The sequence below is a fragment of the Psychrobacillus sp. L3 genome (assembly GCF_042945595.1).
Lineage (GTDB): Bacteria > Bacillota > Bacilli > Bacillales_A > Planococcaceae > Psychrobacillus.
On the sequence record NZ_CP168493.1, the window covers coordinates 3,241,372 to 3,254,833 of the forward strand.

Here is a 13,462-nt window from a genome sequence, read left to right on the forward strand (position 1 = left end):
TGGTTTCAGTGTAAGAGTATTTTACTTACCTAGTGGCGAAATCACAGTCACAACATAGTCAGCAATTGCCTGCATCTCTTCCGCAGTCAAAGTCTCTTTAAAAGATGGCATACCATTCTTACCATTTGTTATGCGTTCGATGATGGCTTCTTTATTTTCTGCAATTTTACTATCCTGCAAATTTGGACCATTGTGACCATTCGCACCTTGGTTTCCGTGACAAGCTAAACAGTTCGCATCGTATAAAGTAATTCCTTTATCTAGATTTGCGCTAACTGTGCTATCTCCTTCAGTAGTCTTATCTTCGCTTCCTCGTTTAGCTGAAGCATCTATTACTTGACCATCTGGCAAAGTTCCACTTAATTTAAACGTGTATATTTTATCTCCGTGTTTTGAACCCGCAAGAGCATTACCAGCAGCATAGATAGAAATGTACTGCTCTCCGTCAATTTCATAAGATATAGATGGAGCATTTGCTCCTGCATCCATCTTATACTCCCATACTTCATCTCCGTTTTTTGCATCAAATGCAATTAAGCGACCATCATTATGTCCAATAAATACAAGGTTTCCTGCAGTTGTTAGTACACCACTATAGGCAAGTGTATCCCATTTTTTTTGCCATGCTATTTTATTGGTTTTTACATCAATTGCAGTAATTGTTCCTCTGGTAGGGGCATTTAAAACTGGACTAAAAATACTACCCAGATACGCATCTCCTTCAGAGTACTCACTTAATTCATTTCTTTCAAATGACATGTAGTGATCATTGCCTAATACATAAAAATACTCGGTGTCAGGATTGTATGCGGAAGGTGGCCAGTTTGCCCCTCCAAATGGACCAGGTTTCAGTGTAATTGGTACATCCCAAAACGGAGTGAATATACTACCAATTTCTCCTGTAAATTCAGGGCCTAAATCATTTTTCATATCTTCTTCCGCTATAGTTTGCGGAACAAAAGCATCTCCTATTGGAAATGGTTGAGTTGCAGCTGTTTTTTGCTCTGCCAATTGTGGAACTGGCTTTTCTTCGATTCCTACAAGAGGTGATCCATCTGTGCGGTCTAAGAAATAAACCCAACCAGTTTTACCCGCTTGCCCTAAACCTTTACGCATTTTACCATCCATTTCTACATCGTACAGCACAACTGGATTTGTAGGGTCCATATCCCATATATCATGATGTACTTCTTGGAAGTGCCATACGTAATCCCCATTTTCTGCATTCAAGGCTACTACAGAGTTAGCATATAAATTGTCCCCTTCACGATTACTACCATCTAAGTCAGGGGCAGTATTTCCAGTTGCAAAGTAAATGTAACCCAACTCTGGGTCAACTGCGGGGGTATTCCATACTGGACCCCCTCCTGTTAGCCAAGCATTATTATCTGTTGGCCATGTATCACCATCAACATCAGCTGGACCAGGAATCGTATAGAAACGCCATACTTCACGACCTAAGTCTGAGTCATAGGCCATCACACGACCACGTATCCCATATTCTCCTCCGGAAACGCCAGTGTAAACTTTACCGTTATAGTAAAGCGGAGCACTCGTAACTGTATAGCCTTCTTCCCATTCCGCTACTTTTGTTTCCCATAATAATTCTCCAGTTTTTTGGTCTAGTGCGATTAAACGAGCATCTAATAATCCTGCATATACTTTACCATCGCCAACTGCAACACCACGTGTTGTCCAACCACAACATACTGTATCCATTTCTTGAGCAATATTAGGAGTATAAGCCCAAATCTGTTCACCTGTTTTGGCGTCCAGAGCGAAAATTTCATTTGCACCCGTAGTAATAAACATGACGCCGTCTACTACGATGGGTGTAGCCTCTCCAGAATATTTACCCTCTGAACCTGATCCTAGACTACTTACCCAGGTTGGTTTTAAATCCCCAATATTTTCTGATGTAATTTGATTGAGCATCGAATAGCGTCTGTTGGAGTAATCTCCCCCATGAATTGCCCATTCAGTCGACGCATAGTCTAACGTAGAGGGATTAGGTCCAACCTCCTCCTCTACCTTGGAGTCTATCACAGGTTCTTTTACTGTTATGCTGCTGTACTCAGGTACTTTTTCCTCTTTATCCACTACGATATAAATCATCAAAATTCCTACAAGTGCAATGATAGAAACAATAAAAAATTTTGCCCATAAAGATAGCTTTTTATATCTCATCTTACTCCACCCCCTTAAAACTATTGATATATACTGTTCTACGATAAGTTTATGTTTTGAATTCAGAATAAATGTTATCGCTTTCATTTTTATAAATACAAAAAAACTGTTCAAGAATTGTAGCTCTTGAACAGTTTTGCTAATCTAAAATTATTTTGTTAAGTCTTTACAACCTTCTAAGATCAAATCAAATAGTTCTTCGATATCGGATTCTTCTACACATGAGAAAGCAACGCGAATATCTGTTTTATTGCTTGCAATAACGCCAACTCCGTATTGATCTAGTAGATGTAGTCTTTGCGTTTCTGCATCCACATTATTTAATTTCAAGCACATGAAGTAACCGGAGTTAAATGGATAGTAAGTCCAATATGGAGCAAATTTTTCATTTGCAAGCACCTGTTTTGTTTTCACAGCTCTACCTTTCATAATTTGGAACTTCTCTTCTTTTTCTGTTTGGAATTCAGCTGACTTTAAAGATTCCAATAAAATTGTTTGCGAAATATGAGAGCCACTAGAGATGGTTCCACGAATGATTCCTTTTGTTTTTTGTTCTAATGCCTCTAATACATCTGGAGTTGCAGCGTAAGTGATGAAACCAACACGTAATCCCCATACATAATTTTCTTTTGTAGCACCATCAATTTTCACAGGTAATATATTGGGATGAACTCCAGCTAATAAACCAAATAATGATTCCTTAATAGAATCTTCATAGAATAATCCAAAATATGCATCATCTAATAATACAATTAGTTTTGTTCCCGATGCCGCAACATCTTTTAATACTTGAACAATTGCTTCAGCGTCTTCTATAGATGGCGTGAAACCTGTTGGATTGTTCGGGAAGTTTAATAAAACAATCGCTTTTTCTTGTTGTTTTGCTAATATCTCGCGGAATGCCTCTACATGGAAACCACCGTTTTCATTAAATAATGGGAAAGTTTCTACGCGTCCGCCTCTTCTAATTTGAAATACAGTATTGTAGTTTCCCCAATATTGCTCTGGCGTGATAAGTACGTCACCAGGGTTCATAAACAAATCCGCTGCAATACTTAAACCATGTGTTAGCGCGCTCGTTACGATTGGTGTACCAATCGATTTATTTTGCGTGGAAGGATTATCGACTAATAATTTTTCTTTCCATTTTAAACGAAGTTCTTCTATCCCTTGAGGTGCTGCATAAGGGTATATATCTTTTGGGTTATAATCGAGTTTATCTTGTATATGACGGAAATGCATAGGTTCGCCGTTTTCTGTAGCAATACCAATTGTTGCGTTGAAGCGATGCGCTTTTTTTCCTGCTTCCGCACTTTGACTTAAAATTCCTTTTGGATAATATAAGTTCTTTCCTAAGTCGGATAACATATCGTAAATTACAGAATTTTCTCTTTGCATTTTTTCATTTAATTGTAAGGCTAAAGCATTCATCTTTTGGAACCTCCACATATTTGATTTAAAAATATTGTACTCTATTTTGGTTATGGATTGTATCTTTTCCCGCAGTATATTGAATATTTCTTTTCATTACCAGGACATTCGTTATTTTAGCTCCAAAATAACTGGACAATGATCACTGCCAAGTACATGCGCATCAATGGAAGCATCCTTTAAAATTGGTGTAAGTTGATCGGAAGCTATAAAGTAATCGATTCTCCAACCAATATTCCGCTCCCTTACTTTATTCATATACGACCACCATGAATAGGCTCCCTCTTGTTCCGGATAAAAATAGCGGAAAGTATCCACAAATCCTTCAGCTAGTAAATCCGTCATTTTGCCACGTTCCTCTAGTGTAAAACCAGAGTTTCCTCTATTAGAATTAGCATTTTTCAAATCTATGTCTGCATGTGCTACATTTAAGTCTCCACACATAATAACTGGCTTCACTTCTTCAAGTTGTTTCAAATAAACACGCATTTCATCTTCCCATTCGAGTCTATATGGTAGCCGTGCTAAATCACGTTTTGCATTTGGCGTATAGACATTTACCAAATAAAATCCTTCGAATTCGAGCGTAATGATTCTGCCCTCGTCCTCCGTCTCAAAATCACCTACACCATATTTAACCGAAATCGGCTTCACTTTTGTAAACACAGCGGTGCCAGAATACCCCTTCTTCAAAGCATAGTTCCAGTACTGTTCATATCCATCTAACTCTAGCTCAATTTGTCCTTCCTGCAACTTCGTCTCTTGCAAACAAAAAATATCGGCATTCACTTCATTGAAATAATCTAAAAATCCTTTTTTCACACATGCCCGCAAACCATTCACGTTCCATGAAACTAGTTTCATATGTATTCCTCCAACTATAAAAACCCGATCAGAAGACCGGGTTATCATTTGTCTATATATACTTATTATAAGGTTACAAACGCAAGTATGCAAAAGAGCGATTACTGCTACAATGTTTAACTCTATTTTATACAAACATGATTCATTTCGAATCCCCCTAATAACTAAAAAACAAGACTCCACTATAGAGTCACGTTTTTTATTTCTTCGCCATTTTGAATAACGAATATATTCCGATTGCAACAAAAGCAACAACAACCATCACGATCAAAGAAATAGCAATAAAAATGAACATACTCATAGCTAACAACTCCTTAATATATATCTTCTAAGATTACACTATATCGGAAATCAAATTGCAATTAATTTATTGAAAATTATGTATATTAAATAAAGGAAAAGGTGAACGATTTTACATTAAATAGTTACAGAGACCAATGATAAATTAAAACAATATAAGTAGTGGACAAATTAAGATACTTTTTCGAATTCACAAGAGATTTTATGAGCTACGATTGGGGTTTTCTGAGATACTCTGAGATTTTATGAGATACTCCAGGATTTTCTGAGATACTCCTGGATTTTCTGAGATTCCTAATTTCAAAAGTAGAAATACCTCACTTTCCATTATTCTAGAAAGTGAGGCAAGCTATTAATATGGTTCTGCTTCATTACTCTTTTCTATTGCTTCTTTAGGTGCATCGTCGCCGTCTCGATTGCCTAGAGGCTTATTGGTCGACCCATCTTTTTTAGCATGCGCTAGACCTTCTCGTAGGTGGTGACCATAATCTTTATCTGCTTCTTCTGCTAGTGCGATCATTTTTTCTTGAATTCGTTTATCGCAATTAGATAGGTCATTTACAAGGTTTGCAATGAGTTCGGTTTTTTCCCATTGTTCAAAATTGCGGTAAGTTTCTCCGGCTTGCTTTGTGTTGTTTTGCCTATCGATGGATTGTCGCACTAAGTTTCCTTTAATCATTGGTGTATACTCTTCGCCAAGTTGTTCTGCTTCTTGAAGACCATCTAATAAAGATGGTTCGTAATTGATATGCGGATTTTGGAAAGGGCCCCTGTCCAGTCTATATGCCATTTGCCCGCCAGATTGATTGGTTGCTACACGTTTTTTCGGTGCATTAATTGGTAACTGTAAATAATTCGCTCCTACACGATGCCTTTGTGTATCAGAGTATGAAAAGGTGCGCCCCTGCAACATTTTATCATCAGAGAAATCAAGGCCATCAACTAATACACCTGTTCCAAATGCAACTTGCTCTACTTCCATAAAATAATCTTCTGGATTTCTGTTCAACACCATTTTCCCTACTGCCATCCATGGAAACTGATCTTCTGGCCAAAGTTTCGTATCGTCAAGCGGATCGAAATCCAGTTCGGGGTGATCGTCATCGCTCATTATTTGAACAAGAAGTTCCCACTCTGGGAAGTCCCCTTTTTCAATAGCATCGTATAAATCTTGCGTCGCATGATTAAAATTTTTCCCTTGTATTTCTTCTGCTTCTTTTTGTGTCAAATTTCGAATGCCTTGCTTTGGTTGCCAGTGATACTTTACTAGCACTGCTTTTCCATGTTTATTCACCCACTTATACGTATTCACACCGGAACCTTGCATCATTCGGTAGTTTGCAGGAATGCCCCAAGGCGAATAAATAAACGTTACCATGTGAAATGATTCTGGAGAACTTGCACAAAAATCGAAAAACCGCTCGGAATCTTGAATATTGGTAACCGGATCTGGTTTAAAAGCATGAATCATATCTGGAAATTTTATCGCATCTCGAATAAAGAAAATTTTTAAATTGTTCCCAACTAGGTCCCAGTTTCCATCCTCTGTGTAAAACTTCACGGCAAATCCACGTGGATCTCGCAATGTTTCTGGCGAATGCCCTCCATGAATAACAGATGAAAAACGAACGAAAACAGGGGTCTGTTTTCCTTTTTCTTGAAACAATTTTGCACGTGTATATTTAGAAATATCTTCATCACCAGCCGCTCCGTATGCTTCGAAATAACCGTGGGCCCCTGCACCTCGAGCGTGCACAACACGTTCTGGAATTCGTTCTCTATCAAAATGGCTAATTTTTTCGATGAAATCATAATTTTCTAGTGTTGCAGGTCCTCTGTTGCCTACTGTTCTTATGTTTTGGTTGTTCGTGATTGGATGGCCTTGCCTATTTGTTAACGTATCCTCATTTTCCACATTTGTTTCATGGTTGGATTGATCTTTTGTCACCTTTCGTCCTCCTAAACCGTATATAGAATCTTCACTCTTCTACATAATGTCCAGAAAGGAAGGTAAATATTCCACTTCGGTTTAAGCTTGCATTTGATATACATATTTCTCCCATGCACTATTTTGAAAAGCCTTTTCATTAACACGGTTGGTACAAATATACGTTTGCAGTTGCCCTTTGTACATAAGTTTTAAGGAAGGAAGTTGTTCAAAATGATGAGGTTGCACGAAGCATGGAGCTACTTGTAATTTTGATGATTGGCATTCATTCATAATGGTGGCAACAAATTGCGAACAAAAAAAAGCATGTGCTCGTTCTATTTTTATATTCATTGCTAAACCAAATAATCCAATTAGATTATATTTATATAGCTCTTTTTGCTGTTCCATTCGCCGGATTTTATTTCTCATTTGCTTATATTCTTGGGAGTTCACTCTGCACTGATAAATTGCACATGTAGCACTCTTAAAAATCCCATTCGTTGCATCTTCTCTTATAAATCCACCGTTAAAGGGATTATGCTTATTTTTCCTTCCAAAACTATACATCTCAAAGAGTTGCTCATCAAAAGCTATCGATGTATGATTTAAATCTTTTCTCGTATACACACCTATCGCCTTTGAAAATAATGTACCCGTATTACTCAACATAATATAAATGTTTTTCTCGATTTCCTCCACCCCGTTCACAGGAAACATTTTGCCCCCTAATCTGTTATCTTAATCATCCCTTATATGAAACTTTTTCCACACGGGCTAGAGAAGGAAAATGTATAAGACCTAAGACGTAGAAACAGAAGAAACACCAGTTTATATATAGATTTTAAAAATCCTACAAGAGCTACACTTTTATTTACAAAATAAAAATGCCAGAGAAAATTTTCATTTTCCATTGGCATTTTTTAATTATTTATCATTGCATAATGCAGAATCGCTTCTTCAAGAATATCAATACCTATCATCACATCATCTAGCGGAGTATATTCGTTTGGATGATGACTAAGGCCATCAATTGATGGGATAAAGATTAATCCAACCGGGCATAGCTTGGCCATGTTCATAGCATCATGACCTGCCCCGCTTTGCATTATTTGATTAGAAATGTTCTTTTCTTCACAAATATTTTTTAAAACTTCATTTATTTCCTTCGATAGAAGTACTGGCTCTTCCGAACTGATCTCGATGCTTTCAATATCCAGCTGTCTATTCTTCTTTACGTTTGCAATGGTTTGATTTAAATAGTCCAGGACTCTTTGCCTCGATGGAAGAGAGGTAGATCTTATGTCTATTTTCATTTCTACATCTCCAGGTACTACGTTCATCGCACCATTATGGACATTTAAAACTCCAATTGTAGCAACTGTTCCATATTCTTCTTCATTTTTCGCGGCGATTTCAAGTGCTAACGAGATTTCAGATGCGCCAAGAAGAGCGTCTTTTCTCATATTCATAGGTGTCGTGCCAGAATGAGACGCTTTCCCCATTATTTTCACATGCAGCCTTACAGGTGCAGCTATTCCCGTTACAATCCCAATTTTCTTATCATTATTTATTAATACAGGGCCTTGTTCTATATGTAATTCAAAAAATGCTTTAAACTGTTCATCCACTCTACTCGCTTGGTCCACGCTCTTAAAATCCAACGCACATAGAGCAAATGCCTTTTCCATCGTAATTCCGTCTTTATCTACTAGATTCCGGTATCTATTATGATCGAATTGACCAGCCATCGCTTTGCTACCTACTGTTGACACGCCAAATCTTGCAGATTCTTCACAAGCAAATGAAATAATTTCAATCGGATGATCCGTTTCAATACCTTTTTCATTTAATCGTTTGATCACTTCTAATGCCGCGGTAACTCCAACGACGCCATCGTATTTTCCACCTTGGTATACTGTATCAAGATGAGAACCCATTACTACAGGTGGTAGACTTTCTATTCTACCTTTTCTTCTTGCAATAACATTTCCACATGGATCCATTCTAATCTCTAAGTGCTCAGCCATACACATTCGCATAAATGCGTGGGTGCAAGTCTGCTCTTCATTTGAGTATGCAATCCTTGTAATTCCCTTTTCACCGGAGTTGTATTGGTTAATATTGTAAAACAGTAACTCATATCTTTTCTTACTATCCATACAAGTATCCCCTGTCCTGTTATTCATTATGGCTATTTAACCTCATTAAGAGTGAAAAAAGTCGAAACTAACCAAATGCTACTCCTAAGTTCATTTTAAACAATTTCCACTAGACTGTCATTGTGGAACGGAACCAAGATGTCTCTTCATTTATTGTGCATGGTATACAATGAAGAAGCAACACTATAATGATATACTTGACTTCGTTACATTTAGTGATTGGAAGTGAATATTGATAATGAAACATACCGTTATTTATAAAAAAGATGAACGCTTTACATTAGAAGGCGATTATTATGAAACAAGCAGTACCAATGCCCCAGTTGTCGTTTATATTCATGGAGGCGGATTACTTTGGGGAACAAAAGAAGAACTAAGTGAAGACATGATTTATTTATATACTAATAATGGATATGGATTGTTTTCTATTAATTATAGGTTAGCTCCTGAAACAAAACTACCGGATATTATGGAGGACGTGGAAGATGCCCTTCTCTGGATAGAATCGGAAGGTCCTAAGCAATTTTCTATTGATCCCCAAAAAATTGTCGTTGTTGGAAGCTCAGCAGGCGGTTTTCTAGCTCTTAGTACAGGTACATTTAAAAATAAACCACGCGCAATTGTATCATTCTATGGATATGGGGATATTAGTGCGGATTGGGCAACAAGCCAAAACAGTTTTTATTGTCAAAAAGATTTAGTTTCAAAAGAAATGACAAAACATATTATTACCGATGAAGTAATTTCAGAAGCTTCTGTTGAAGAACGCTTTCTTCTATATTTATATGCTAGACAAACTGGTGAGTGGGTTCAGGAAGTAACAGGTATTAATCCTACCATTAATAAAGAGGCACTTTTAAAATATTGCCCAATTCATCATGTTACAAAGGATTATCCACCAACATTATTGTTACACGGAACAAATGACGTTGATGTACCATACTTGCAATCTGTTTTTATGAGAGCTGCATTAATAAAAGAAAACGTCAAAGCTAAGTTAATTACAATACCAAATGGAGAGCATGTATTTGAAAAGGATTTCCATAACCCCGTTGTTCAAAATGCACTTAAAGAAGTTATCGATTTCCTACATGTCCATTTAACTGATTAAAACGAAATTACCCTTTGTCCCAGGCATTCCGTGGACAAAGGGTATTTTCGTTTTAAGGATAGAACTTCGTTAATTTTATTTAAATAGAAGTTACTTTCTCTTCGTTCAATTTATGAAAATGTTCCCATAAATTGTCGCAGTCTTCACGATCTTCTACTTTAATCATATTTACTACACTTTCATCTGTACCGTCTAAATACTCACGAAGGTGTATATCTGAAAAGCCATGTGTATCTGCATCATGTCTTGTGCTGCAATAATGAACTTCTTTCACACCAGACCAAATGATTGCTCCCATACACATTGGGCATGGTTCACATGTTGCGTAAATTACACAATCCGATAAATCCATCGTGCCTAATTTTTCGCAAGCTACACGGATTGCTACCATTTCAGCATGTGCAGATGGATCCGTATCTTTCATCATTGTGTTACTTACTGCTGCGATAACTTCATCGCCACGAACGATAGTCGCCCCAAATGGACCGCCATGTCCTTTATCCATACCTTCAATTGTTGCGTCTACCGCTAATTTCATGTAATCCATTTTATAACCCTCCGAATATTCTCGAATTATTTTATTAATAGATGTTGAATTCTCTCACTTCGAGCGTGTAAAAATAGAAAAATTATACACGAGCTTCCATTTTACTCTGTAACAGGACCAATATTTTCTTTCTTATTTACATATAGTTTATAAGCTAAGAGTACTGCCATTAGTAGGTATCCAATAACGAAAGGCATAGCAGTATCTTGCGCAATTCCGATTGTGCTTGTATGAATTGCACCTACAAAAGATAAAACAGCTCCAAGCACTGCAGCTACTATAGCACCAATAGGCGTGTTACGGATAGTAAATACAGCTATAGAACCCCAAAGTACACTAGTAATAGGAGCACCATTACCTAGAGCGACCAAACCATCGTAGAAAAGTCCAGCATTGTGCAGGGCAAGTGAAGAAACTTGATCGGCACCCTCGCCTACCGACATACCAGTAGCTGAAAGTGCATTATTAACAGCAACAAGTGCCCAGTTAGCAACCCATGGGAAGAAACATACAAATATTGCTGGAGCTTCAAATTTCGGACTTTCTTTAACAACTTGATGCCCTGTTACAATCGCAATAAACACGAGCATCGGAACAATAGCGGCAATTGGAACAACAGCTAGTAAAAGACCCATTAGACTGAAAATCGATAATAAGAATATGGCAAGAGAGCTAGCAATGGAATAGCCTAAACCTGCACCAACTTCTTTCCAACCAGCATGTCCTACATATACTGTTACTGGGAATGGGTTACCAAAAATGCCACCTATTGCAGTAGAAAAACCGTTTGCAAGCATAACGTCTCTAGTATTGTATTCATCCCCAACAACAGCAGCAGCTTCAACGTTTTCCAGATTAAAAATGAAGTTCGATAAACCTAAAGGTATAGCAGTTAATAAATATGGCAAAGCAGCTTCAATATGGTCGAAAAGCCCATTTAAATGCAACTTAGGTGGATTAAATCCGAATGATTTTAGAGCTTCAGTAACATCAGCAGGATTTTGATATCCAGCTATCCAAGCAATTGAAGTTCCAATTAGGATCAATAATGCACCTGTAGGTATTTTTTTGAATATTGGATGTCTACTTAACCAGTTCATGAAGATGACTATTATTGCAACAAATGCCACAACAGGCATTTCAAAAGATTGTAGCATTGGGTTCATACCTAAGAATACAAATGCCAAACCTGCCAAGGATGCTAACAATACAGTTTTTGGGACAAGCTTTCTAATCGTATCTCCTATGAATGCACCTAAAAATAAAATTGCAGCCTCAATAAAGCCCCAAAGCACAGCGACTGATGTTGTGAAAACAGCATCCTGTGTTTGATGATATAGAGGAAGCATAATCACAAATACGATAAGAAAAATACCAGGTGAACTAGAACCTGATGGTAATGCGGTAACATCTGCTCTACCTGTTTTCTTTGCTAATTTATAGGCAAAATAAGCAAAAATAACACCGGATAACAATACCGCAAGTCCAAAGCCAGGAACAATTCGTTTAAAAACAAACTCAGTTGGCATGCCAACTACACCAATTAATAATGAAATCATAACCAAAAAGTCTGTCAAAACGTTAACGAACAAACCGAAAGAAGCAGCAATATCTCCTTTTTTCCAAAAAACTACATTCCCCATGACTAACACTCCTTGCATTTTATTAATAAACAATTATTCTAGTAATTGATTCTCAGCCAATTTACATTTTCATGATAGCGTTTTCATTTATTTGAATAATCATTACTTTATACTTGTATATTAACAGAAAGCGCTAAGTTGTCATCGTATAGATAAACCAAAAATAGGTGCATTCGTTAGGCGTTTTATACAAAGGTATTCGAATAATTAATAGATGAATTTAACATTTTTTATATGAAATTATTAAAATTTGGATTAAAAAAATAAGTTATTTGGGAAGATTCTATTTATCTAGAAGTCTTCCCAAAATAACTTATAGCACTGCGATTTGTTCTTTAATAATATGTGTACCTGCTTCTTCTTTAATTGCCTCTTTCAAGCTTTCTGGGTTTGTAATAATTACTCTCTTCCCTTTTTTTTCTAGGAAGCTTAAACTCGCTTCAATTTTTGGGAGCATACTTCCAGCTGGGAAATGATTTTCTTCCATAAATTGTTTTGTTTCTTCAATTGAAATCTTATCTAAAGCACGTTGATTAGGTTTACCGAAGTTAATACATACTCTTGAAACACCAGTTGTAATAATTAACGTCTCAGCATCTATTTGCTCTGCTAGTAAACTTGTAGCAAAGTCTTTGTCAATTACAGCATCAATACCTTCGTACGTATTATTAGCTAATTTTACAACAGGAATTCCCCCGCCTCCAACAGCAATAACAACAAAATCAGAATCTATTAACAATTTAATAGCATCTTTTTCAACAATATTAATTGGTTTTGGAGATGGAACAACTCTTCTATAGCCACGACCTGAATCTTCGATGAATTTCCAGTCAGGATGTTCTTCTTTCATTTTTTCAGATTGTTCTAATGTAAAGAATGATCCTACTGGTTTTGTTGGATTTTCAAAATTAGGATCATCTGAACTTACCTCTACTTGAGTTATTATTGTAGCAACTTTTTTGTTTAGTCCTCTTTTTGCAAATTCGTTTGTCATTGCTTGTTGAATTTGGTATCCAATACCACCTTGTGTATCTGCTACACAATTAACAAGTGGCATTGCAGGCATGCCCGCTACTTCATTTGCAATTTCAGATCGTCTTAATCCAAATCCTACTTGAGGTCCATTACCATGTGTAACGACTACTTTATATCCCGCTTCTACCATATCAGCAATATGTACTACTGTTTCTTGTACTGCTTCATATTGATCTTGAATGGAATCTAGTCCATTTTCTTTAACTAATGCATTGCCTCCAATGGCAACAATTGTTACTTCCCCCACTTGACTTC

At 36.9% G+C, this 13,462-nt stretch carries 10 protein-coding genes; 1 reads left to right on the plus strand and 9 read right to left on the minus strand.

Features of this window, described 5'->3' with window-relative positions; translation table 11 throughout:
- Nucleotides 1-21: 21 nt before the first annotated feature.
- From ACEPXD_RS16220 to ACEPXD_RS16245, 6 genes are all read right to left on the minus strand, one after another.
- Nucleotides 22-2,187: a PQQ-binding-like beta-propeller repeat protein gene (locus tag ACEPXD_RS16220; RefSeq protein ID WP_391117588.1), complete on the minus strand. Its 2,166-nt coding sequence runs from the start codon at nucleotides 2,185-2,187 to the stop codon at nucleotides 22-24.
- A gap of 150 nt (nucleotides 2,188-2,337) precedes the next feature.
- Nucleotides 2,338-3,618, minus strand: a complete 1,281-nt coding sequence (locus ACEPXD_RS16225; protein WP_391117590.1) for an aminotransferase class I/II-fold pyridoxal phosphate-dependent enzyme — start codon at nucleotides 3,616-3,618, stop codon at nucleotides 2,338-2,340.
- Between the two features lie 111 nt (nucleotides 3,619-3,729).
- The gene (locus ACEPXD_RS16230) at nucleotides 3,730-4,482 is read right to left on the minus strand and encodes an exodeoxyribonuclease III (protein WP_391117592.1); all 753 of its coding nucleotides are present in this window, start codon (nucleotides 4,480-4,482) and stop codon (nucleotides 3,730-3,732) included.
- A gap of 652 nt (nucleotides 4,483-5,134) precedes the next feature.
- On the minus strand, nucleotides 5,135-6,730 hold the full coding sequence (locus ACEPXD_RS16235; protein ID WP_391117594.1) for a catalase: 1,596 nt from the start codon (nucleotides 6,728-6,730) through the stop codon (nucleotides 5,135-5,137).
- A gap of 81 nt (nucleotides 6,731-6,811) precedes the next feature.
- Nucleotides 6,812-7,429: a hypothetical protein gene (locus ACEPXD_RS16240; protein WP_391117596.1), complete on the minus strand. Its 618-nt coding sequence runs from the start codon at nucleotides 7,427-7,429 to the stop codon at nucleotides 6,812-6,814.
- 203 nt (nucleotides 7,430-7,632) lie between these two features.
- A complete protein-coding gene (locus tag ACEPXD_RS16245; RefSeq protein WP_391117597.1) occupies nucleotides 7,633-8,871 on the minus strand; it encodes a M20 family metallo-hydrolase in 1,239 nt (412 codons plus the stop codon).
- 238 nt (nucleotides 8,872-9,109) lie between these two features.
- On the opposite strand from ACEPXD_RS16245, the gene ACEPXD_RS16250 reads away from it, so the two are divergent.
- On the plus strand, nucleotides 9,110-9,982 hold the full coding sequence (locus ACEPXD_RS16250; RefSeq protein WP_391117599.1) for an alpha/beta hydrolase: 873 nt from the start codon (nucleotides 9,110-9,112) through the stop codon (nucleotides 9,980-9,982).
- A gap of 79 nt (nucleotides 9,983-10,061) precedes the next feature.
- Here the strand turns inward: ACEPXD_RS16250 and ACEPXD_RS16255 are convergent, their stop codons facing one another.
- The 3 genes from ACEPXD_RS16255 to arcC form a co-directional block, all read right to left on the minus strand.
- The gene (locus ACEPXD_RS16255) at nucleotides 10,062-10,529 is read right to left on the minus strand and encodes a nucleoside deaminase (protein WP_391117601.1); all 468 of its coding nucleotides are present in this window, start codon (nucleotides 10,527-10,529) and stop codon (nucleotides 10,062-10,064) included.
- A 101-nt stretch (nucleotides 10,530-10,630) separates the two neighbouring features.
- Nucleotides 10,631-12,172 carry a xanthine permease gene (locus ACEPXD_RS16260; RefSeq protein ID WP_391117603.1) on the minus strand — a complete coding sequence of 514 codons (1,542 nt, stop codon included), beginning with the start codon at nucleotides 12,170-12,172 and terminating at the stop codon, nucleotides 10,631-10,633.
- Nucleotides 12,173-12,485: 313 nt separating this feature from the next.
- Nucleotides 12,486-13,454 (minus strand): carbamate kinase, encoded by a 969-nt coding sequence (gene arcC / locus ACEPXD_RS16265; RefSeq protein ID WP_391117605.1) that lies wholly within the window; start codon nucleotides 13,452-13,454, stop codon nucleotides 12,486-12,488.
- Nucleotides 13,455-13,462: the final 8 nt, after the last annotated feature.

What these genes read in the sequence shown, in the direction of transcription:
- ACEPXD_RS16220 (WP_391117588.1), bottom strand. Translation starts at nt 2,187, where the DNA reads ATGAGATATAAAAAGCTATCTTTATGGGCAAAATTTTTTATTGTTTCT.
- ACEPXD_RS16225 (WP_391117590.1), bottom strand. Translation starts at nt 3,618, where the DNA reads ATGAATGCTTTAGCCTTACAATTAAATGAAAAAATGCAAAGAGAAAAT.
- ACEPXD_RS16230 (WP_391117592.1), bottom strand. Translation starts at nt 4,482, where the DNA reads ATGAAACTAGTTTCATGGAACGTGAATGGTTTGCGGGCATGTGTGAAA.
- ACEPXD_RS16240 (WP_391117596.1), bottom strand. Translation starts at nt 7,429, where the DNA reads ATGTTTCCTGTGAACGGGGTGGAGGAAATCGAGAAAAACATTTATATT.
- ACEPXD_RS16245 (WP_391117597.1), bottom strand. Translation starts at nt 8,871, where the DNA reads ATGGATAGTAAGAAAAGATATGAGTTACTGTTTTACAATATTAACCAA.
- ACEPXD_RS16250 (WP_391117599.1), top strand. Translation starts at nt 9,110, where the DNA reads ATGAAACATACCGTTATTTATAAAAAAGATGAACGCTTTACATTAGAA.
- ACEPXD_RS16255 (WP_391117601.1), bottom strand. Translation starts at nt 10,529, where the DNA reads ATGGATTACATGAAATTAGCGGTAGACGCAACAATTGAAGGTATGGAT.
- ACEPXD_RS16260 (WP_391117603.1), bottom strand. Translation starts at nt 12,172, where the DNA reads ATGGGGAATGTAGTTTTTTGGAAAAAAGGAGATATTGCTGCTTCTTTC.